At 61.9% G+C, this 22,009-nt stretch carries 18 protein-coding genes and 1 pseudogene; 3 read left to right on the forward strand and 16 right to left on the reverse strand.

Translation table 11 applies throughout. The annotated features are described in order from the left end of the window. Window positions 1–20: 20 nt before the first annotated feature. Window positions 21–749, forward strand: coding sequence for an endonuclease/exonuclease/phosphatase family protein (locus tag BA011_RS27460; protein ID WP_065283120.1), 729 nt, complete (start codon window positions 21–23; stop codon window positions 747–749). 16 nt (window positions 750–765) lie between these two features. On the opposite strand, the gene BA011_RS27465 is transcribed toward BA011_RS27460, so the two are convergent. The 4 genes from BA011_RS27465 to BA011_RS27480 all read right to left on the reverse strand — a co-directional run bounded on the left by BA011_RS27465 (window position 766) and on the right by BA011_RS27480 (window position 5,095). Further along, a complete protein-coding gene (locus BA011_RS27465; RefSeq protein ID WP_065283121.1) occupies window positions 766–1,272 on the reverse strand; it encodes a hypothetical protein in 507 nt (168 codons plus the stop codon). A gap of 74 nt (window positions 1,273–1,346) precedes the next feature. After that, entirely contained in the window at window positions 1,347–2,483 is a 1,137-nt protein-coding gene (locus BA011_RS27470; protein WP_065283122.1) for an NAD(P)/FAD-dependent oxidoreductase, read from the reverse strand. 86 nt (window positions 2,484–2,569) lie between these two features. Further along, on the reverse strand, window positions 2,570–4,105 hold the full coding sequence (locus tag BA011_RS46265; protein WP_065283123.1) for an amino acid ABC transporter permease/ATP-binding protein: 1,536 nt from the start codon (window positions 4,103–4,105) through the stop codon (window positions 2,570–2,572). A gap of 162 nt (window positions 4,106–4,267) precedes the next feature. Continuing rightward, window positions 4,268–5,095: an ABC transporter substrate-binding protein gene (locus BA011_RS27480; protein WP_065283124.1), complete on the reverse strand. Its 828-nt coding sequence runs from the start codon at window positions 5,093–5,095 to the stop codon at window positions 4,268–4,270. Between the two features lie 201 nt (window positions 5,096–5,296). Between BA011_RS27480 and BA011_RS27485 the strand changes: the two genes are divergently transcribed. Then, window positions 5,297–6,367 (forward strand): LacI family DNA-binding transcriptional regulator, encoded by a 1,071-nt coding sequence (locus BA011_RS27485; RefSeq protein WP_065283125.1) that lies wholly within the window; start codon window positions 5,297–5,299, stop codon window positions 6,365–6,367. A 117-nt stretch (window positions 6,368–6,484) separates the two neighbouring features. Here BA011_RS27485 and BA011_RS27490 read toward each other — a convergent pair whose 3' ends face one another. The 5 genes from BA011_RS27490 to BA011_RS27510 form a co-directional block, all read right to left on the reverse strand. Continuing rightward, window positions 6,485–6,745, reverse strand: a complete 261-nt coding sequence (locus BA011_RS27490; RefSeq protein WP_065283126.1) for a hypothetical protein — start codon at window positions 6,743–6,745, stop codon at window positions 6,485–6,487. 134 nt (window positions 6,746–6,879) lie between these two features. Further along, a complete protein-coding gene (locus BA011_RS27495; RefSeq protein WP_065283127.1) occupies window positions 6,880–7,110 on the reverse strand; it encodes a hypothetical protein in 231 nt (76 codons plus the stop codon). Window positions 7,111–7,289: 179 nt separating this feature from the next. After that, entirely contained in the window at window positions 7,290–7,538 is a 249-nt protein-coding gene (locus BA011_RS27500) for a hypothetical protein (protein WP_065283128.1), read from the reverse strand. Window positions 7,539–7,601: 63 nt separating this feature from the next. Further along, on the reverse strand, window positions 7,602–8,018 hold the full coding sequence (locus BA011_RS27505) for a hypothetical protein (protein WP_065283541.1): 417 nt from the start codon (window positions 8,016–8,018) through the stop codon (window positions 7,602–7,604). Between the two features lie 41 nt (window positions 8,019–8,059). Beyond that, window positions 8,060–8,350 carry a hypothetical protein gene (locus BA011_RS27510; protein ID WP_065283129.1) on the reverse strand — a complete coding sequence of 97 codons (291 nt, stop codon included), beginning with the start codon at window positions 8,348–8,350 and terminating at the stop codon, window positions 8,060–8,062. Between the two features lie 148 nt (window positions 8,351–8,498). On the opposite strand from BA011_RS27510, the pseudogene BA011_RS27515 reads away from it, so the two are divergent. After that, window positions 8,499–8,867, forward strand: a pseudogene (locus BA011_RS27515) (hypothetical protein); the annotation flags it as partial. Window positions 8,868–9,031: 164 nt separating this feature from the next. Here BA011_RS27515 and BA011_RS44470 read toward each other — a convergent pair. The 7 genes from BA011_RS44470 to BA011_RS27550 form a co-directional block, all read right to left on the reverse strand. Further along, complete coding sequence (locus tag BA011_RS44470) at window positions 9,032–9,193, reverse strand: hypothetical protein (RefSeq protein WP_012755472.1); 162 nt, start codon at window positions 9,191–9,193, stop codon at window positions 9,032–9,034. 195 nt (window positions 9,194–9,388) lie between these two features. Continuing rightward, window positions 9,389–11,254, reverse strand: a complete 1,866-nt coding sequence (malQ, locus tag BA011_RS27525) for a 4-alpha-glucanotransferase (RefSeq protein WP_065283131.1) — start codon at window positions 11,252–11,254, stop codon at window positions 9,389–9,391. Window positions 11,255–11,283: 29 nt separating this feature from the next. After that, the gene (gene treZ / locus BA011_RS27530; protein WP_065283542.1) at window positions 11,284–13,053 is read right to left on the reverse strand and encodes a malto-oligosyltrehalose trehalohydrolase; all 1,770 of its coding nucleotides are present in this window, start codon (window positions 13,051–13,053) and stop codon (window positions 11,284–11,286) included. A gap of 134 nt (window positions 13,054–13,187) precedes the next feature. Then, window positions 13,188–13,478 carry a type II toxin-antitoxin system RelE/ParE family toxin gene (locus BA011_RS27535; RefSeq protein ID WP_065283132.1) on the reverse strand — a complete coding sequence of 97 codons (291 nt, stop codon included), beginning with the start codon at window positions 13,476–13,478 and terminating at the stop codon, window positions 13,188–13,190. After that, window positions 13,471–13,728 carry a type II toxin-antitoxin system ParD family antitoxin gene (locus BA011_RS27540; protein WP_003549968.1) on the reverse strand — a complete coding sequence of 86 codons (258 nt, stop codon included), beginning with the start codon at window positions 13,726–13,728 and terminating at the stop codon, window positions 13,471–13,473. The genes BA011_RS27535 and BA011_RS27540 overlap by 8 nt, the downstream gene beginning before the upstream one ends. Before the next feature lie 108 nt (window positions 13,729–13,836). Further along, window positions 13,837–15,513 (reverse strand): response regulator, encoded by a 1,677-nt coding sequence (locus BA011_RS27545; protein ID WP_065283133.1) that lies wholly within the window; start codon window positions 15,511–15,513, stop codon window positions 13,837–13,839. A gap of 10 nt (window positions 15,514–15,523) precedes the next feature. Beyond that, on the reverse strand, window positions 15,524–21,823 hold the full coding sequence (locus BA011_RS27550) for a HAMP domain-containing protein (protein ID WP_065283134.1): 6,300 nt from the start codon (window positions 21,821–21,823) through the stop codon (window positions 15,524–15,526). Window positions 21,824–22,009 lie beyond the last annotated feature (186 nt).

Here is a 22,009-nt window from a genome sequence, read left to right on the forward strand (position 1 = left end):
GAACGAGTTCAGCAGGGCCCATGCCGGAACAATCAATCAAACTCCTGACCTATAACGTGCACAGCTGCATCGGCGGCGACCGGAAGCTCGATCCCGGCCGCATCGCTTCTGTCATCGCCGAGGCTGAGGCTGATATCGTCGCCCTTCAGGAGGTCGACGTCCTCCGGCGCAGGACCGGCGGCGTCGACCAGGCCCATGCGATCGCCTCGCTTTTGAAGATGCAGGCTCATTTCCATCCGGCACTGTCGATAGCCGAGGAGCAGTATGGCGATGCGATCATCACTTCGCTGCCGACAGGCGCGGTCAAGGCCGGACCATTGCCATCCATCGGCGAACAGCGCGGCGCCATTTCCGTCGAAATACTGGTCGGCGACAGAAAACTGCTGGTCGTCAACACTCATCTCGGCCTTCGTGGCCGCGAGCGCATCCGGCAGATGACGACATTGCTGAACCCCGGCTGGCTGCACGGCATGGCGGATGAACCTCTTCCAACCATCCTCTGCGGCGATTTCAACGCTATTCCGTCATCGGCGACTTACCGACTTGCCGCGCGGTCATTGAAAGACGCCCAGGTCGCAGGCGGCGCCGCGCCGAGAGCGACCTTTCCCTCGCGCTACCCGCTGATGCGCCTCGACCACATCTTCGTCACTGACGATCTCATCGTTAAAAAAGTGGCGGTCCTGGAAACTCGCCTGACAAGGGTTGCCTCGGACCACCTGCCTCTGCTCGCGGAGATCGGCTTCGCCTGAACAGTCATCGAAGCTTTCACCGGGCGAACTTCCGATTCATCGCCGCCGCCACCAACGGTAGCGCCGTCGTCGCCACGGCTCCCAGAGGCAACCGCCTGATGCCCCTCGTGACGACGAAGGTCGCCGCCATTGCACCTGCCAGCTTGAGCCAAGGCTGATTGCCGAGCTGCGCATGAGCGCTGGCATCTGCCCATCGGACGTTTTCCGTCACGACGGTCGCAGCCTGATGTTGGATCACATGAAGGCGAGCGCGGAGGTTTTCGAGTTCTTCTCGCAGTTCTTGCAGACGGCCTTCCAGGACATGACCTTCGTAGATCGGGAGGGGCTCCTCGACGGTGTCTCCAACGGAAGCATGACCACCGAGCGTCGCAATATATGCCCGATATTCGGCCTCGCTGGCGAAACCCTCACGTCTGATAAGATCAGGGTTGATGCTCGCCTCTTCGAAGGAGGCCGGCGCGGTTTCCACACCATCGCGCATATCCTTGTTTGTGCCGGTGTCCCCAAGTTCGTCCTTGAACATGATGTGTCTCCAGTTGTTCCTGGCGATAGAACGCTCGACGGCTCAGAAGGATGCATCGGTCTCTGCTGCCGCCTTCATCTTCGCGACGCGCTGAAACGCTCCGGCCGAAAGTCCGCCAGCAGCGGATGGCGGCGTCCGGTGGCAATCTCGTCCGCCAGCAGTTCGCCGGCAATCAGGCCGAGGGTGGCGCCGCTATGGCTGAAGACGACGAAATAACCCGGGATGGACGGCAGTTCGCCAAAGACGGGCTCGCCGTCACCCGGGATAGGCTTCGGGCCGACCCCATAATCTTCGACCTCCAGCACCGGATTGCCTTCGAGAACCTTGGAGGCCTCGCGCAGCAATCCTTCCAGCGTCGATTGCCTGACATCATAGCTGCCGTCGGGCTTCACGCTCACCTCTTCCTCGGACCAGGCGGCGTCGAGCGCGAAGCCGCCGTTGGGTGTCGGCCGGATGGCGACGCGAGGGGTGTTGAGCACAGCCTTCAGCGGATGGCGGATCGGCTTGGTCCGGACCAGAAGGGCGACAGGCGTTGCATCGCCAATTTGCTGGCCGGCCTCGGCCACGATTGCGGGGACGTCGCCGCCGGCAGCAAGTAGCACGGCATCCGCATCCCGGCGCATGCCGCCTGCTGTGATCACGCCACGGGCACGCCCGCTTTCGACATCGACCGTCGCGCGACCCGCGTCCGTGATAATCTCGCCGCCCAGCGTGCGGAATTCCTGCGCGAGCACGTCGATCAAGGACGGAAGATCGACCCAGCCCTCCCCGGGATTGAAGATCGCGCCTTGGCGCGTCACAGTACTGGCGTCCACACCCGGCGTTACCCCAGCAACTCTATCCGGGGTGAGCCATTGCGCGTGATAGCCGAGGTCGCGCTCATAGTCGAAGATTTCGGCGATCTCGTTGCCGGCATCGTCCGCATCCCAGGTCAGCCCGCCGTCGAAGCGCAGCCACGGCGCATCGGGATACCGGACGGCCAGCGTGCGGTAGCGATCTATGCCGGCCAACCGCAGCCGGTGATAGGCATCGGTGCGTTTGCGCGCCGAATTGAGCCAGGCGAGCGAACGGCCGGAGGCGCCGTTGGCAAGCGGGCCGTCATTGATGAGCACGGTACGGACCCCGAGCCGTGCCAGATGGACAGCGGTTGAGACGCCAAAGATGCCGCCGCCGATGACGACGACCTTCGAAGGTTTGGTGGAAGCATTCATGTGATAACCTTGTTTCCTGCTCTTATTACATCGAACGAAATCCGGCGCGAGGACGGGCCGGAGGCACCATTTGTTGCGTCAGGCGCTCAGAGGACTTCCGCAAGGAAGCGCTTCAACCGCTCGCTTTTGGGATTGTCGAAAATCTCCAGCGGACAGCCCGCCTCGACGATGCGGCCCTCATCCATGAAGACGACCTGATCGGCCACCCTGCGCGCAAATCCCATCTCGTGCGTCACCACAGCCATCGTCATGCCCTGGCGGCCGAGGGCGGCCATCAGGTCGAGCACGCCCTTCACCAGTTCGGGATCGAGTGCACTCGTCACTTCGTCGAAGAGCATGACCTCGGGATCCATGGCCAGCGCGCGGGCGATGGCGACGCGCTGCTGCTGCCCACCTGACAGACCTGCGGGCCGATGATCCCTACGCTCTGCGAGACCGACCTCGGCCAGACGCGCCTCGGCGATGCGCCTCGCCTCCTGCCTCGGCATCTTCTTGATCTTGGTCAGCGAAAGCATGACGTTTTCGAGTGCCGTGTGGTCGGGGAACAGATTGAAGTGCTGGAACACCATGCCCACACGCCGGCGCAGCCTCTCCGGCTTCATCGCCAGGATGCTCTCGCCGTCGAGCAGGATGTCGCCGCCCTTCGGCTCGACAAGCCTGTTCATGCAGCGCAGCAGCGTCGACTTGCCCGAGCCGGAAGGGCCGATAATGCAGGTGACGGTACCAGCGGCGATGTCGAGATCGACACCCTTCAACACGTCGAGATCGCCATAGGCCATGGTGAGGTCCCGGATATTCAGGGCGCCGCCTTTGAAGCGCGGCGTAGTCGCCTCGGCCGTGCCCGTGGGATGGGGGCCGGCAGCGGCCCGCAATTCGCTTACCTCGACCAATCCGCTCGCAGCACCCGAGCCGCGGCCTTGTTTTCCGAGCCGCAGTCTCGCATCGATATAATTGACGAAGTGGGTCAGCGGCACGGTGATGACGAGATAGAAGACGCCCGCCAACAGCAGCGGTGACAGATTGCCGGTGACGACGGCCTGATCCTGGCCGACCCGGAAGATCTCCCGCTCGGAAGCGAGCAATCCGAGGAAGTAGACAAGGCTGGAATCCTTGACGTTTCCGATGAATTGATTGACCAGCGCCGGCAGAACACGCCGGATGCCTTGTGGGATGACGATCAGGCGCATGCCTTGCCCATGGCTCATGCTGAGCGCCCGGCAGGCTTCCATCTGGCCGCGCTCGACGCTTTGGATGCCCGACCGGAAGATTTCGCCGATATAGGCTCCCGCAATCAGGCTGAGCGCCAGGATGCCGAGCGGAAATGGAGACGGACCGAAGATCTCACGCCCGATCCGGGCAAAACCCTGGCCGATGATCAGGATCGTGACGATCGCCGGCAGCCCGCGGAAAACATCGGTATAGATGCGCGCCGGCAGCCGCAGCCAGCGGGATTGCGAGATGCCCATCACGGCAAGCGCCATCCCAATGATGACGCCGAGCACGGTCGAGGCGGCGGCCAGGATCAGCGTGTTCTTCAGGCCGACGCTGATCATGCTCGGCAGAACTTCCGCCATGGCGTCCCAGTCCAGGAAGCTGCGGCGTAGATTTTCAAGCCAGTTCATTCAGATCCCCATGAATTCTTGCCCGGCGCGGACGCCGCCTAAAGCGCATCGCGATCTCTCAGATTCGCTTGTCGCGCTTTAGGTCTTTGTTTTTACGCATGTCGGTATCGCAAAACCGCGGCACACTTTTGCGCGACATGCTTAGCAATGCCTTGGTAAGCGTCACTTCTTGGGAAGATACTGTTCCGGCATCGGTGAGCCGGGGAACCACTTTTCGTAAAGGGTCTTCCAGGTGCCGTCCTGCATCGCATCGTGAAGTGCGCCGTTGAGCGCCGTGCGAAATGCATCATTTCCTTTTCGGACCACGAAGCCAGCAGGCGCATCGAAGGACGGGATATTCACGGCAACCTTCAGCGCGGGATAACGCTCGCCATATTGCTTGGCGGCCTCGTAGTCGAGAAAATGCGCGTCGACCGTTCCGTTGTTGAGGGCGGCCACGGCGGAATTGTTGTCGGGAAATTTTACCAGATCGGTTCCCCCGAAATTCTTGGCTGCATAGACTTCCTGCAAGGTCCCCTGCACGACGCCGAGACGCTTGCCCTTGAGGCCATCGGCATCCTTGATACCGGCATCCGGGGTCAGGACGGAGAGATAACCGGCAAGATAGCCGTCGGAAAAGTCGATGGTCTTCTTGCGGGCTTCAGTGGTTCCGATCGCAGCAACGGCAACGTCGAACCGTTCGTTTGCGACCGACGGCAGCAGTGCTGAAAATTCCTGGCCCGTGAACGTCACCTTGTCTTTTTGAAAGCCGAGGCGGGAGACGACGTTAAGAAACAACTCGATATCGAAACCGGTGAACTGGCCGTCCGCCGTCGCAAACGTATAGGGCTTGGAATCGCCCATCGTGCCGACGCTGATCACCCCGGGCTCGATGAGGTTATAGGGATTGTCGGCGGCGGCCGTAGAGCCTGCCCCCATCGCAAGAAAGCATGTCAAAAGGCCAGCCCGCAATGGGGCGAGGGTGGCCACGAATGATTCAAAAGGCTTCATGTTCGTTCTCCGCTCTGAAAGGAATGCTCTTGTCGGCATCGTCGGGTCGCCCTGCCCCACCGCGCATTGCGGCAGAGATTTGGACAAGATACCGGTCTCCCTTGCAAAGAGACCGGTCTCCCTTGCAAAGAGACCGGTCTCACAACATATTTGATATCCGTCAATTGACCGATCGTCAACAACTCTTGTAGTCCTCGGCTTATGGAAGATTCCGCTCATTCGAAACGTGCAGTCACGGTCGCCGACGTCGCGAAGGCCGCAAAGGTCTCGAAGGCGACGGCAGCCCGCGTTCTCGGCGGCTACGGCGTGGTCAGCGCCAAAATCACAGATCAGGTCATGGCGGCGGCGGCCGCCCTCGAATATCGCCCGAACGAACTCGCCCGGAGCATGAGCACCGGAAGGTCCGGCATCATCGGGGTCGTGGTCGGCGATATCGAGAACGCTTTCTTCAGCCTGGCGGTGCGCGGCATCAGCGATGCGGCCCGCCTTGCGGGATTCAACGTCATCATCGCGAATTCGGGCGAAGAGCTCGATGCGGAAAAATCGGCCGTCGACCTCCTGATCGGCAAACGCGTCGATGGCCTGATCGTGACGCCGGCCCGTTGCGACAGTATCGATCATCTCCAGCACGTCCGCCGAGCCGGCGTGCCGCTCGTCCTATTCGACCGGGCCATCCCCGAACTCGATGTCGACGCCGTGACCGGCGACGACCGGGATGCGGCCATCGCGGCGACCCGGCATTTGATCGGGCAAGGACATCGCCGCCTCGCCTACGTCTCTGCCATGGACGCCGAGGGCGGTGGGCTCACCAATATCGGGCGGATCTCGAATTCCGCCGTGCGCGAACGCGTGGAGGGTTTTGTCAGTGTCCTGACCGAGGCGGGTTTGCCGAACCCTCTTCATTATGTCAGGCTCGGCGCCACGGACCAGCATCAGACGGACGGCGTAATCAAACACCTGCTCGCAGACAGTGCCGCGCCGACGGCGCTGTTGGCATCGGACAGTCTCGTCGGCTTGCGCATCTTCAAGTCGCTGCAATCGCTCGGCCTGTCCATCCCCAAGGACGTATCGATGATTTCGTTTCTCGATGCCGACTGGACCAGCGTCACCGTTCCGCCGATCACCATAGTCGACCAGCGCGTCTACGAGATGGGCAAGCTCGCCGGCGAACGGCTCATCGCCCGTATCGAACGCACCCCTCTTGCCGTCGAACGTCTGCGCGTCAGCACGAGCCTCGTCCTGCGCGGCTCCGTCGCCACGATTGGCCGGTGAGATCCCCTTTAGAACAGGATGATTTTAGGCCAGGTCGGCCTGAAATCATCCTGTTCTAAATTAAAGAGTTGGAGCATGATGTGGTCCGAAAACGATCACACTTTACGGCATCATGCTCTAATCGTAGAGCTCTCCATGACCAATCTGCTCCCAGGCGGGTGCATCGCTGATTGAGGGGTCGTCGGCCGGATCGGGATCTCTCTTGTTGGCATCGCTCAGAAACTGCGCGGCCTTCAGGAGCGCCGCGGTTATCTCCTCGGAGCCCCATCCGGCTTCATTGGCGGCTGCAATCAGCCTTTCCAAAGCATCGCGCGCGGCTGCGGTCGCCTCTTCGAAGCGCTGCGCGGGAAATTCGGTCTTCGGTGGTGGAAAGGTCATCGGCGTTCCCTCCATGTGTCTGGCTGTTGGGGGATGAACGCAGGCCGCGGGAAATGGATGCACGGCAATGGTGATTTAACCCGCGGAAGCCAGTTCGGATCCGACCGAAAAGGGTCGACGATGTCTTTCCCGCGTCAGATGACGGTTTGCAATAGAAACGGAGAGCGCTCCACTGGACGCTGGGCAAGAATCCTCAGCATTGCGGGGCCTTGTATGCCAGCCGTCGTGCGCGAACGACCGTCGTGATAGACCACGGTCATGACCTGATTGAGAAAATCGTACCTGATCTGTGCGATCGTTCGGGTGTGAACCGGAAAAACGAATTCGTCGGGGCCAATTTCCAGCCCGGTGGCTTTCAAGGTCATCGCGATGCCTCAGCAACAATAGAAATTTCGGCCCGACCGATGGCCTGAGCCCAACGGCGCCTATCAAGCACATATTGCTGCGACGGTCGCGTGACATCGGCGTGACACGCAGAATCGAGATAATCAAATACAGGCCACGGGTCTCGTAAGCCGTCGGTCCGAAGCCTGGCGATTAGCCGTCAGTGCAACGTTCTGCAGATTGCGTGCACGTGGGCACCTTTTAGTGAATATCCGACCGAGCGTACCAGCGAGCGGACGGCCTCGTCCACGTTGAAAACAACGTCTCCGAGTCGCTCAATCTCATAGTCGAGCTCGTACACTTCTACCTCGTCAAACTCTTCACTCTGCAGCATCCGCCGCATCGCCTCGATCAGACGCTCCGTCTGCCCAACGATATCAAGTGCACTTCTCACGATTATATCGAACATGTAATCCCTCGCTGATGATGAAGCGTCGGGCATATTGATGATTCTCGCAATCCTGAAATCTTGTCAGACCCGATCGCGGACCGAGTCATAGAGATCCCGCAATTCGTCCAGTGCCGACCGATAGCGATAGCGCCGCGGCGGCTCTGCACGACGTCCGGCGAAGATAAGCGCAAACGCGCCACATACAGCCGCCACCACGACCAATGTCGAGACTGGATGACGCTTCACCGCCGCCTGCGTCTGGCGCATTGCGTCGTCGGCATTCTCCTTGGCCGATCGGGCGGCAGTGGCCACCCGCTGCTGGAGCGCGTCGATTTGTTTTCGCAGCGCGCTCAGGTCTTCGTGCAGATCAGACTCTGCCTGCCGTGGAATGCCGACGGAGGCGGTATTTGTATCAATGATGGCCTTCGGCACGGGTTCCCCAATTTTGGCTCCCTTGGTGTCGAGTGTTTTCGTTTCTGTGCTCTTGCGGGGCGGCATGATCATTCTCCTTCCTAGTCTCTCAAGCGGAAACTGCTCGTTTAGTCGTCGTCGAGCGAGAAAACCGGGCGGTAATGGCGCTGCGCGATAAGCAGGCTCCGGTCGGGTCGGATGACGTAGATCTCCTCGACCTGGCGTCCCCACTGATCTGTGAAGGTGTGAGGGAAGGAAGAACCCGCGGGCGATTTCGTCAACTTCGTGCGAGGCTGGCCATTATACGTGATGCTGCCGGGAATGGGCGCCAGTCCTGCCGACGAATAACTGCCTGCGCTGGTCGTGCAGCCTGTCAGCACAAGCGCAAAAACCAGCCAAAATCCTATGCTCCGCTTCATCGATCCCTCCAACTGCCTCGTCTTCGCGCGGCACTCGCTTTTATCGTCAATGTAACAGGGGACGACAGACATAGTTCCAGAATTTGGTCGGAGACATCAGTGCAGGCGAGACTTCGGCCCGAAACCGGAACGACCGCGCCATCGCGTCGCCGCCGGCCTTGCGATGCTGGGGCTGATGCAGCAGCTGACGATCAACAGCGCCTCGATCCGCTTCGACGATGCCTCGATCACCAAGAAGGCGCTCGATTATGCCGGCTCGCAGCAGGGCGTGACGGGCGACCAACTGGCGCAATCGCTGAAAGGTCTCGTCCCGATGATGATGGCGCAGCTCAACATGCCCGAGCTGCAAAACCAGGTGGCTGCTGCCGTCAACACTTATCTCGACGGACTGAAAAGCCTGACGATCAGCGCCGCGCCGGAAAAGCCGGTTCCCGTCCCGATGATCATCGGCGCGGCCATGGGGGCACCGAACACCATTCCTTCAGTACTTGGCGTCATGGTCACGGCGAACGACTGACTATTCGCAGAGGCGTTTCACGAATGCCGGCTGCCGGAGGCGGGTTTCGCCAACCTCTGCATCCCTTTTCTGGGAAATCAGGGTGACATCCAAGCCGACGAAAGGTGTCCACCACCTCTAGCCATTCCAGGAGAAGTGCGAAGCGGGTTTTCCCGCGAAAGGCTCTAAAACTCGTCGCTGCGACGCTTCACGGCGTGCTTCAACGCCACCATATGCCTTCGCCGCTCCAGCATATAATCGGCATATCCGACGCAGATGAACAGCAGTGTCGGGCCGGCGTAGATGATGATCAGAGCCAATGCGATAAGGATGAATGCGCTCGTCATGGTCTTGTTTTCCATCAATATTGGTCGCCGCATCTGAAGCGGCGAAAGCGGACGGGTCCTCATCTCGGCAATGCCTGTCCCCATTCCTTCAAAATTCGCCGGCTTCCTATTCGTTCCCTGCGCGAAGCGATTTCCATATGCGCGGCAGGCCCTATCGAACGACAATGATGAAGCGGGCGGCTCGCCCTGCCTTTATCACTCCCGCGGACGTTCCTCCCGCATTGCCGCCGTCACGCTTTTGAGCAGCGGGCTCGACAACAGATCCGCGAGCAAAACCGATAGTTTCGGCTTCCAGTTCGGATAGCTGTCGCTGGTGCCTGGCACATTGGTTGGCCTTTTTTCGTCGGTGAGATCGGCGAGACGGACCGCGGAGAGAAGCGAGGGCGTCCTGGCGATGAAGCGATAGGCGCTGACGGTCAATTCCCTCAGCGTCTCCTCGCTTGCCCGCGTTTGGGAAAGCCTGGCCGGCAGGTCGAGGCCGGCAGACTTCAGCGCCGCCTTCAGGTTCCTCCGCTCGCGCTTGCGGTCTTCGAGATGTTTTTCGGTGAGATCGGGCGGCACGATGCCATGGTCGCACCGGGCCTGAATGTCGGCGCCGCGCCACCAGCCGGCAAGGGTCTGGTGGTCGTGCGTCGAAATGCAGGCCAAAGCCAGGACGGGATAGACGTCCGCCGGCTTGAAGCCCTTTTCGTCCTGTTCATAGGAAAGGATGCGGTAGGAGAGAATGTGGGCCGCCGCCAGATCGTCCTGCAATCCCTTGGGGATCAGTCCCAGGTCTTCTCCGATGACGAGGCACCGATGCTCGGCGGACACTTCTGCGAGGATCTGCAGAAGCCGATCCGCGGGATAACGGACATAGGCGCCGCCGTCCGGCCTGCTGCCCAATGGCACCAGGAAGAGGCGGCGAAGCGCTGCGGCGTGGTCGATGCGGATCGCGCCCGCATATCGCATGGCAGCGCTGACCATGCGCCGGAAAGGCGACATTTCTCCTGCCGCGATCGCGGAAGGCAGATATCCGGCAAGGTGCCAGTCCTGCCCGTCGACGGCGAATGGATCGGGTGGGCTGCCGATGGTGGCCTTCGAGACATAGGTATCCGGCTCGCTCCATGTCGCCGAGCCGTCGACCGCCTCCCCGACGGCAAGATCGAGATAGAGCCCGATCCGCAGGCCGGCCTTCCGCGCCCGGTCCGCCGCCTGCATCAGCTGCCGATGGGCGAGCCATTGCAGCCACATGTGGAAACAAACATCGTCCGCGTGTCCGCGCTCGAATTCGGCGACGGCGGCGCTGTCGAAGCGCTGCAAATCGGCTGGCCACCCCTGCCAGCCGGCGCCCGCCCCGCGCTCGACCATGGAAAACGAGAGGCATTCGAAAAGCGCATGCAGCCGCAGGCTGTTACCGCCTAGCGTGATGAAGGCGTCGAAATCGGCCGGATCATAGGCGTCGTCGATCACGCTGCGCCGTCGCCAGGCCGGCCAGAGATCGCGCAGGGCCCTCAGCTTGATCTGTGCGACGCCGGCGTAGTCGACGAGATCGGTTTGGCGAAGGCTTGCCAATTGTCGTTCGAGTTCGGGACTGCAGGCAAAACCCGGCAGCCGGTCGACCGCGATATAGAGCGGGTTGAGATGCTGGCGGCTCGCGGGCTCATAGGGGCTGCAACGGTCTGGATCGGCGAGAAACGGCGCGTGAAGCGGGGTGAGGCCGATGAAATCGGCGCCCAGCGATCCCGCGAGATCCGCCATATCGGACAGATCCTCGAAGTCTCCTATGCCCCAGTTGCGCGCCGAACGAAGCTCGTAAAGCTGCAGGCTCACGCCCCAGACGCGCGTGCCGGAAAGGAAATCGGGCAGAAATGACCTGGCGATCTTCTTAGCCGCCGGCTTGGACTCCCGCCGCGGCGCGCCGTTCTCGGGATCGGCCGTTCTCAGCAAGTCGATCTTTAGTGCCGAGAGGATCTTGCGCTTGGTCTCGCCTGATATCGCCACCTCCCGATTGTCGGGACTGGGCCTCGTCAGGCTGATGCCGTGCCGGCGGGCGAGCTTGTCGAGCTCAGCAGATTTCATCGTTCGATCGCCTTCCTGTCAGCACGCCGTCACGCCTCGCCGATGCTCCAGATCACCGTCCAGGGCGCAAGATCGCCACCATCGCCGCCGCCGAGATGAAAGATCGTCTCGCCGTCGCTTCGCTGCGAGACGAGCGGTGCCGCTTCCGCGCCGAGGTTGGCGTGCAGATGAAGATGCCGGTTTTGCGCCAGGGTCCAATCCACCGCGAGCGCGCTTCCCGCCGAGCGATAGACCGCGTTCCCGGCGCCAGCGCCTTTCAGCAAAGGCACGATCCTGCGGTGCCGGAGGTCGAGAAGCGCCCTGTAAAAATCAAGGACCTCGGAAGAGGCGAGTTTCGACCAGTCCAGCTTGGCGGCGGCGAAGGTCGATGGCGCCGTCGGGTCGAGAAGGTCGTCGGCGTCGAAGCCCGGGAGACGGGAAAGCTCCTCGCGACGGCCTTTCCTGACCTTCTCGTTCAGATCCTCGTCGAAATCGCAGAAGAAGGGGAAAGGCTCTTTGGCACCCCATTCCTCCCCCATGAACAGCATCGGGATCTCGGGCGCCAGCAGGTAGATGGCGGCGACAGCCTTGACAACATCAGCCGGGCTCGAAACCAGAACCCGATCCCCCAGCGCCCTGTTGCCGATCTGGTCATGGTTCTGGATGAAGGAAATGAAAGCGGTGGGCGGGAGATGGCCGCTCGGCCTGCCGCGGCTTGCGCCGCGGTAGGGCATGTGTTCCCCCTGAAAGACGAAGCCTTCCGCCAGCGCCCGGCCGAGCTTGCCGGCGTCACCGGCGTAATCGGCATAATAGCCGAAGGTTTCGCCGGTGGCGGTGATATGCAGCACATGGTGTACGTCGTCGTTCCACTGGGCGGTGAACAGCTTGACTTCCCCGTTTTCGTCACGCGTCAACAGGTCGCTGTCGTTCTCCTCGTTTTCGACGATCAGGTGAACATGCCGGTCGCCGGCCGCGTCCCTGACGCGGCGGGCAAGCGCGTGAAGCAGATGCTCGGCGCTGTCGTCCTTGATGGCGTGGACGGCATCGAAGCGGAAACCGTCGAGTCTGAACTCGGTGATCCAGTAAATGGCGTTCTCGATGATGAATTCGCGGATCACCTCCGATCCGTCGCCGTCGTAATTGATGCCGTTGCCCCAGGGCGTCTTGTGATGGTCGGTAAAGAGCGGCGCATAGGAGGGGATATAGTTCCCGTCAGGCCCGAAGTGATTGTAGACCACGTCCAGGAAAACCGAGATGCCGCGCTGATGCGCTGCGTCCACCAGCGCCATGAAATCTTCCGGCCGGCCATAGCTGCTGTCCGGAGCATAGGGAAGCACGCCATCATAACCCCAGCTGTAACGCCCGGGAAATTCACTAAGCGGCATGATCTGCAGTGCCGTAACACCCAGCGCCTGCAGATGGTCGAGCCGCTCGATCGCTGCCTTGAACGTACCCTCCGGCGTGAAGCAGCCGATATGCATCTCGTAGATCACCATCTCTTCCCAAGGCCGTCCCGTCCAGTCGCTCGTCTTCCAGCGATAGAGGGAAAGGTCGACCACTTCGCTCGGCCCGTGCACATCCTGCGGCTGAAACCGCGAGGCGGGATCGGGAATTTCAAGACCGTCCGGCAGGACGAAGCGGTAACGCGTGCCGGGACGAGCGTCGGCGACCGTATAATGATGCCAGCCGCCTTCGACCGCCTGCATCGGCCGCGGATCAGCGCCTTCGAGATCCAGCGACACGCTTTCATGCAAGGGAGCCCAGAGGCGAAACAGAATGCCCTTTTCGGTGAATGCGGGGCCGAACGTCATTTTGGTCAAGGGAAAGCCTTCGATGAAATTGGGATGGGATTTGGGTAACTTTTGCGGGAGCAAAAAGTTTCGTCCGCCAGCGGACACGCGAAAGCGGCCGCCGGCATCAGGTGACGATATTCACCGGAACATAGAAGGTTAGGTCAATCGAGCCAGGTCGTGGGCTCGCGCATCCCGTGGACAACGACGACAATTTCGGCGCCGTAATTGGTGGGTTCATAGATGGCGATATAACGCCCCTCCATAATCAGGCGGGCGACGGGGCTGATTTCCGGGCGCGCAGGCCCCATTTCGGGATGAGCAGCGACCAGTTCGAACTTGTCGAAAAGCTTTTGCAGGAGCCTGTCGGCAGCCGGTTCATTGTGAACGGCGATATTGCGCCAGATATCGCGCATCTGGCGCTGGGCACGCGGAGTCAACTTATATTTAGCCACGAGCTGCGCGTTCTGCTTTCAGCTCTTGCAGGAAGGCCGTAGGATCAATCTCTTCGGGTTCGCCGCTGGCTTTGCCCTCGGCATATTCCCGCTTGAGTTTTTCCAGTTCAAGCGCACGAATTTCCTCCCGCTGTTCCAGCAAGCGGAGGCTATCGCGCATGACTTCGCTGGCGCTGGCATAGCGCCCGCTTTCAACAAGCTCACGGACAAAGCCTTCATAGCGAGGCCCGATATTATAGCTGGACGGCATGGCAATACCTTTCATCGAGGCAATATTATCAGTTTTTGATAACCCGGACAAATAAAACAGACGGCACCACCTTGACTGCGACCAGAAATTGCCGCGGCACTTCGACCCTCAAGCCGCCGCGACTTTGCCCGAGAGCGCCTGATCCATGGCCGTCTGAAGCTGTTCCTGCGTGAATGGCTTTTTCATCCGCAGCATCCGGCCGAGGCCATGGTCTTCGGAAAACTCGGCATAGCCCGAGGCCAAGATGATGGGCAGGCCTGGAAAGGATGCGCGAAGGTGACGCGCAAGCTCGGCGCCCGTCATGCCCGGCATGGCATGATCGGTGATGACCAGATCGCAACCCTGTCCGTCGGCAAAGAATTCCAAAGCCTGGGAAGCGGAAGACGCCTCTTGCGGCAGATGCCCGAGATCTTCCAGCATCGCCACGGTTCCCGTTCTGACAAGGGCGTCGTCGTCGACAACGAGAATGGCAAGCGGCCGAGACGCCGGTTTCAAAGGCTCCGCCGCCGGAGGCTCGACAGCCGGCTGCGCCTTGACGAAGGTTTCGGCAACAGGCAGCCAAAGCGAAACCGTCGTGCCCTTGCCCCTGACGCTCGATATCTGGATAGAGCCGCCGGATTGCGCCGCCAGGCCATGCACCATCGACAGGCCGAGACCGGTGCCCTTGCCGACCCCCTTGGTGGTGAAAAACGGTTCGGCGGCACGCGAGACCGTTGCCTCGTCCATCCCCTCGCCATCGTCCGACACCGATATCCTGATGTAATTTCCGCCCGCGAGCCCGGCCGGGCGGTCGTCTTCGGCTGCCGCCGCGGCAACCGTCACGGCTCCGCCGCTTTCGAGCGCATCCCGCGCATTGACGAACAGGTTAAGCAGCGCCAGTTCCAGCTGGTTGCTGTCGACCAGGAGGGGCGCCAGATCCGCCGGGATGCTTTTGCGGATTTCGATGCGCGGCCCCACCGCCTTGGCGAGAAGATCCTCGACGTTTTCGAACAGCCTGAAGAAGTCGACCGCCTGCGGCTTGAGTTCCTGGCGGCGTGCGAAAGCAAGCAGGCGCTGGGTCAGCGCGGTGCCGCGTTCGGCAGCCTGGATCGCGTTCGTTACCAGCCGTTCGCTGCGTTCATCGGCCGGAAGCCGCTTCTTCAGAAGGTTGAGGCTGCCGAGAACTGCCATGAGGAGGTTATTGAAGTCGTGGGCGACGCCACCCGTGAGATGGCCGATCGTGTCGAGCTTCTGCGCCTCGAACAGCTGTGCGAGCGCCTCTTCGCGCTCCCGCGTCCGTTGATCGATCCGGTGCTCGAGTTCCTCGTTGAGCTCACGCAACTGCGCTGCAGAAGCCTCGAGCTCGGCGGTGCGCTGGTGAACGCGGGCCTCCAGCTCGGCGTTCAGGCGTTCGAGTTCCCTCGTCTTCCTGTAGAGATCGGCAAAGACCCGCACCTTGGCTCTCAGCACCTCGGGGACGATCGGGACGGAAACGTAGTCCACCGCGCCCACCGCATAGCCGCGCAGCCGGTCGGGTTCCGCCAGCATGACGGCGGAGACGAAGATGATCGGCGTGTTCTGATAGCGCGGATGCTGCCGGATCATGCTGACGAGTTCGAACCCGTCCTGTTCGGGCATGCAGACATCGACGAGGATCACCGCGATTTCGGTGCGCAACAGATGTTCGAAAGCTTCGCGAGCGGATTGCGCCTTGATGAGATTTTCATCGAGCTCTTCGAGAATGACCTCGTAACTCAGGAGCTTTGCCGGTTGGTCGTCGACGAGGAGGATGTTGACGGGGTTCATGGCCAGATCCTCAGCGATGCAGCCACATGCGAAGAGCCGACAGAAGCTGTTCGGTATTGACCGGCTTCGCCAGATAGTCGGACGCGCCCGCTTCCAGGCATTTCTCGCGGTCGCCCTTCATCGCCTTGGCCGTCAGCGCCACGATCGGCAACCGCCGGAACCGGGGCTCCGAACGGATGACCTGCATCGTCTCGTAGCCGTCCATTCCAGGCATCATGATGTCCATCAGCACGATCGCGACAGAGGGTTCGTTGTTGATGACGTCGATGGCTTCGCTGCCGGTCGTCGCGGTCAGGACTTTCATTCCTCGGCGTTCGAGGACGCTGCTCAGCGCGAAGATGTTGCGGGCGTCGTCGTCGACAAGCAGCACGGTCTCGCCGACCAGATCCTCGTCCGAGCTGTGCAGTTCCTGCAGCGTTGCCTGTTTAGCGGCCGGCAGGTCGGCGACCACCCGGTGCAGGAACAGGGCCGTCTCATCCAGGAGACGTTCGGGCGACTCGACCCCCTTGACCACGACGCTGCGGGCCATGCTGTGCAGCGCCGCGTCTTCCTCGGCGGAAAGCTCCCGGCCGGTGAATACGACCACCGGCACCTCGCCGATCTCGGTGTCGTCGCGCATCTGCTCCAGCACGTCGAAGCCGGACATGTCGGGAAGGGAAAGGTCGAGCACCACGCAGTCGGCGGAATTCTGCCGAAGCGCCGCGAGAGCTTCCGATCCGGAGCCGACGCTGGTGATATCGATGTCGTCATGTCCGAGAAGGGCGGTGACGCTCAGACGCTCGGCCTCGTTGTCTTCCACGAGCAGCAGATGCTTGCGGCGCGGCTGCGCATAGGCCTTCAATCGCGACAGTGCTTTTCCCAGGCCTTCCGGCGTCGTCGGCTTGCTCATGAAAGCGAAGGCGCCGCGGGTCAGCCCATGCTGGCGATCCTCGTCGAGGCTGATGATCTGCACCGGAATATGCCGCGTCTGCGGATTCTGCTTGAGCTGGCTCAGCACCGTCCAGCCGAGCATGTCGGGCAGGAAGATGTCGAGCGAGATCGCAGCCGGCCTGTAATCCTGCGCGAGTGCGAGCGCATCGCTGCCGCGCATCGCCACCAGAACCTTGAATCCATTGTCGCGGGCAAGATCCACCAGGACGCGGGCGTAATGCGCATCGTCCTCGACGACGAGCAGCACCGAGTCGCCGGCCGCTATCTGATGGCGATCGTCTTCGACATGTTCGGTCGGCTTTTCGGCGCGGCGGTTTGCTGCCGCCTCGGCGAATTCCACGACGTTCGCCGACGGAACGGACTTCGGCGCAACTGCGCCGGCGCCGACATAGGTGAGCGGCAGGTAGAGGACGAAAGTGCTGCCGACACCGGGGGTGCTGCGCAGCTGGATCTCGCCGCCGAGCAGGTTCGCCAGTTCGCGGCTGATCGCCAGGCCGAGGCCGGTGCCGCCGTATTTGCGACTTGTCGAGGCATCCGCCTGCTGGAACGCCTCAAAGATGATGCGTTGTTTTTCAGGCGGTATGCCGATGCCGGTATCGACCACTTCGAAGGCGATGACCGAAGGCGCGTGCCTGAGCGAGGGATGATCGGACGACCAACCGCTCGTTGCCGACGCGACGCGAAGCGTCACGCCGCCCTGCGCGGTGAATTTGAAGGCGTTCGACAGCAGGTTCTTGAGGATCTGCTGCAGCCGCTTCGAATCGGTGATGATGCTCCTCGTGATATCGTCGCCGATCTCGACCGAGAACGACAGGCCTCGGTTCTCGGCTTCATGCCGAAACGGCCGCGCCATTACCTCGAGCAGGTTGCTGACGGGGATCTCCTCGGCGTCGACCGACACGGTTCCGGACTCGATCTTCGACAGGTCGAGGATGTCGCTGATGAGGTTCAGCAGATCGGTGCCTGCCCCGTGGATCGTCTTTGCGAACTCGACCTGCTTGCCTGAGAGGTTGCCATCCGGGTTTTCTCCCAGCTGCTGGCCGAGAATGAGGATCGAATTCAAAGGCGTGCGCAGCTCGTGCGACATGTTGGCGAGGAATTCGGATTTGTATTTCGAGGTCAGCGCCAGCTCGGTTGCCTTTTCCTCCAGCGCGCGCCGGGCCTGCTCGATCTCCTGGTTCTTCGCCTCGACTTCGACGTTGCGCTCTTCCAGCTGCTGCGCCTTCTGGCCGAGCTGCTCGTTGGTCTGCTGCAGCTCGCGCTGCTGCGTCTGAAGCTCCGCGGCAAGCTGCTGGGACTGCTTGAGCAGGCCTTCGGTCTGCATCGTCGCTTCGATCGAGTTGAGGACGATGCCAATCGATGTCGTCAATTGGTCGAGGAAAGACAATTGCAGTTCGGTGAATTCGCCTACCGAAGCAAGCTCGATCACCGCCTTCACCTGCCCCTCGAAATGCACCGGCAGCACGATGGCGCTTCTCGGCAGGGTCGTGAACACGCCGGAGCTTATCGGAACAACGTTGTCGGGAAGGTCGGTGACCAGGATACGGCGGGCGTCGCTGGCGCACTGCCCGACAAGGCCCTGGCCGAATTCGAGCCGGGCCGGATGCGCCGCCTCGCCGCCTTTCGCGTAGACAGAGAGCAGCGACAGGGCCGGCTGCCGCTCGTCGGCATCCACCTGGTAGATGACCCCCTGATGGGCGCCGACCAAAGGCGCCAGCTCCGACAGCAGCATCTTGCCGACCAGCGTCAGGTCGCGCTGCCCCTGCAGCATGTTGGTAAAGCGCGCCAGGTTGGTCTTCAGCCAGTCCTGCTCGGTGTTGCGCTCGGTGGTCAGCCGGAGGTTGTCGATCATCGTGTTGATGTTGTCCTTGAGCTCGGCCACTTCGCCGCGCGCGTCGACCTTGATCGAGCGCGTCAGGTCACCCTTGGTGACGGCGGTCGCCACCTCGGCGATGGCGCGCACCTGCGTCGTCAGATTGGCGGCAAGCAGGTTGACGTTGCCGGTCAGGTCCTTCCAGGTGCCGGCGGTGCCCGGCACGTTCGCCTGACCGCCGAGGCGGCCTTCGACGCCGACTTCGCGCGCCACCGTGGTCACCTGATCGGCAAAGGTCGCGAGCGTGTTGGTCATGTTGTTGATGGTTTCGGCAAGGGCCGCCACCTCGCCCTTCGATGCGACGGTGAGATTTTGCTTGAGGTCGCCGTTCGCCACCGCCGTCACCACCTTGACGATGCCGCGGACCTGCTCGGTCAGGTTGGCGGCCATGACGTTGACGGTGTCGGTCAGGTCCTTCCATGTGCCGGCGACACCAGGCACCTGGGCCTGGCCGCCGAGCTTGCCTTCGGTGCCGACTTCGCGGGCGACGCGCGTCACTTCGCCGGCAAAGGCATTGAGCTGGTCCACCATCGTGTTGATGGTGTTCTTCAGTTCGAGGATTTCCCCTTTCACGTCGACTGTGATCTTGCGCGACAGGTCGCCGCGCGCCACGGCGGTCGTGACTTCGGCGATGTTTCGAACCTGGGTCGTCAGATTGGCGGCGAGCAGGTTGACGTTATCGGTCAGGTCCTTCCAGGTGCCGGCGACACCGGGAACGACGGCCTGGCCGCCGAGCCTGCCATCGGTGCCGACTTCGCGTGCGACACGCGTCACTTCGCCGGCAAAGGAGCGAAGCTGATCGACCATGGTATTCAACGTATCCTTCAAGAGCAGGATTTCGCCGCGCACGTCGACCGTGATCTTGCGAGACAGGTCGCCGTTGGCGATGGCGGTGGCCACCTCGGCGATGTTGCGGACCTGCGCCGTCAGATTGCCGGCCATGGAATTGACGCTGTCGGTCAAATCCTTCCAGGTACCGGCGACACCAGGCACCTGCGCCTGGCCGCCGAGCTTGCCTTCGGTGCCGACTTCGCGGGCGACGCGCGTCACTTCGCCGGCAAAGGCATTGAGCTGGTCCACCATCGTATTGATGGTGTTCTTCAGTTCGAGGATTTCCCCCTTCACGTCGACGGTGATCTTGCGAGACAGGTCGCCGCGCGCCACGGCCGTCGTCACTTCGGCGATATTGCGGACCTGGCCGGTGAGGTTGGAGGCCATGGAGTTGACGTTTTCGGTGAGGTCCTTCCAAGTGCCTGCAACACCCGGCACCTGCGCCTGGCCGCCGAGCTTGCCCTCGGTGCCGACTTCGCGCGCCACACGCGTGACTTCGGAAGCGAAGCGGTTCAGCTGATCGACCATGGTGTTCAGCGTTTCCTTGAGCTCGAGGATTTCGCCCGAGACCGACACCGTGATCTTCTTCGACAGGTCGCCATTGGCGATCGCGGTCGAGACTTCGGCGATGTTGCGCACCTGCGCCGTCAGGTTGCCCGCCATGGAATTGACGCTGTCGGTCAGGTCCTTCCAGGTGCCGGCGACGCCGAGCACGTTCGCCTGGCCGCCGAGCCGGCCTTCGGTGCCGACCTCGCGCGCCACACGCGTCACCTCGCCGGCAAAGCCGTTCAACTGATCGACCATCGTGTTGATGGTTTCCTTCAGTTCGAGGATTTCCCCGGACACGGTGACGGTGATCTTCTTGGAAAGGTCTCCTTGCGCGACGGCGGTCGCAACTTCGGCGATGTTGCGCACCTGCCCGGTCAGGTTGGAGGCCATGGAGTTGACGCTGTCGGTCAGGTCCTTCCAGGTGCCGGCGACGCCGCGCACATTGGCCTGGCCGCCGAGCCGGCCCTCCGTGCCCACTTCGCGGGCGACGCGCGTCACTTCCGAGGCGAAGGCGTTCAACTGGTCCACCATCGTGTTGATGGTTTCTTTCAGTTCGAGGATTTCGCCCTTCACGTCTACAGTGATCTTCTTCGACAGATCGCCATTGGCAATGGCGGTCGAGACGTCCGCGATATTGCGGACCTGCGCCGTCAGGTTGCCGGCCATGGAGTTAACGTTTTCGGTCAGATCCTTCCAGGTGCCGGCGACACCGCGCACATTGGCCTGGCCGCCAAGCCGGCCTTCCGTGCCAACTTCACGGGCCACGCGGGTCACTTCCGAAGCAAAGGCGTTGAGCTGATCGACCATCGTGTTGATCGTCTCTTTCAGCTCGAGGATTTCCCCCGACACTGTCACCGTGATCTTCTTCGACAGGTCGCCATTGGCGATCGCAGTCGAGACCTCGGCAATGTTGCGCACCTGCGCGGTCAGGTTCGAGGCCATGGAATTGACGTTGTCGGTGAGGTCCTTCCAGGTGCCGGCGACGCCTGGCACCTGCGCCTGGCCGCCGAGCCGGCCCTCCGTGCCGACTTCACGCGCCACGCGCGTCACTTCGCCGGCAAAGCCGTTCAGCTGATCGACCATCGTGTTGATGGTTTCCTTGAGCTCCAGGATTTCGCCCGAGACGTCGACGGTGATCTTGCGCGACAGGTCGCCGCGCGCCACCGCCGTGGTCACCTGGGCAATGTTGCGGACCTGGGCCGTCAGGTTGCCGCACATGGCGTTGACGCTGTCGGTCAGGTCCTTCCAGGTGCCGGCAACGCCAGGCACCAGCGCCTGTCCGCCGAGCTTGCCTTCAGTGCCGACCTCGCGGGCGACGCGCGTCACTTCGGAGGCGAAGGACCTGAGCTGGTCGACCATGGTGTTGATCGCCTCCTTGAGCTGTAGGATCTCGCCGCGCACGTCGACGGTGATCTTCTTGGAAAGGTCGCCGTTCGCAACGGCGATCGTGACGTCAGCGATGTTGCGCACCTGCGCCGTCAGGTTCGACGCCATCGAGTTCACGCTTTCGGTGAGATCCTTCCAGACGCCCGTCACCTCCGGCACCTGTGCCTGGCCGCCGAGTTTTCCGTCCGTGCCGACCTCGCGGGCGACGCGCGTCACTTCCGATGTGAAGACGCTCAGCTGCTTGATCATAGTGTTGACGATATCGGCCGAGCGCAGGAATTCGCCTTTGAGCGGCCGCCCGTCGACATCCAGCGGCACGGTCTGCAAGAGATCTCCCTTGGCAACCGCGGTGATTGTGCGCGTGACGGCGGTCGTCGGCCATAGGAGATCGTCGATCAAACCGTTGATCGATCCTTCCATTTCGGACCAGGAGCCGTCCGACAGGCCGAAGCGTACGCGCGTGCTCGTTCGCCCGTCCCGGCCGACCACCTGCCCGACATGCTCGAGTTGCTGGGCCATGCGCTGATTGGCGGCGATGATGTCGTTGAGGGCATCGGCGACCTTGCCGGTGAGACCGGTCAGGTCGGACCGCATCCGTACGGAAAAGTCGCCGCGCCTGACCGCGACAAGGACTTCCAGAAGCGCACTGGCATCGTCGAACGCCATCGTTTTTGGGTCGTGCCCATTGAGGCTGTCTACCGCAACGCTGTCGCGCGCGAATTCGCTGGTTTGGTTGCTCACGAAAATCCCCCTCTTCGACGATCGGTAATTTAGCGCTCAACTCAGAAAATGGTATGGGCCGTCCCGCGTCCATCCTAACATGATTCACCGCCCAAAATGAGCCTGATAGTTGCAGATATCGGAAATGCTCGCCGGAAACCGTCTCGGCGGAATTTGCGGTTTTTCTTGCGCGGGAACACTTTGCTG

The sequence above is a fragment of the Rhizobium leguminosarum genome (genome assembly GCF_001679785.1).
Classification (GTDB): Bacteria; Pseudomonadota; Alphaproteobacteria; order Rhizobiales; family Rhizobiaceae; genus Rhizobium; species Rhizobium leguminosarum_R.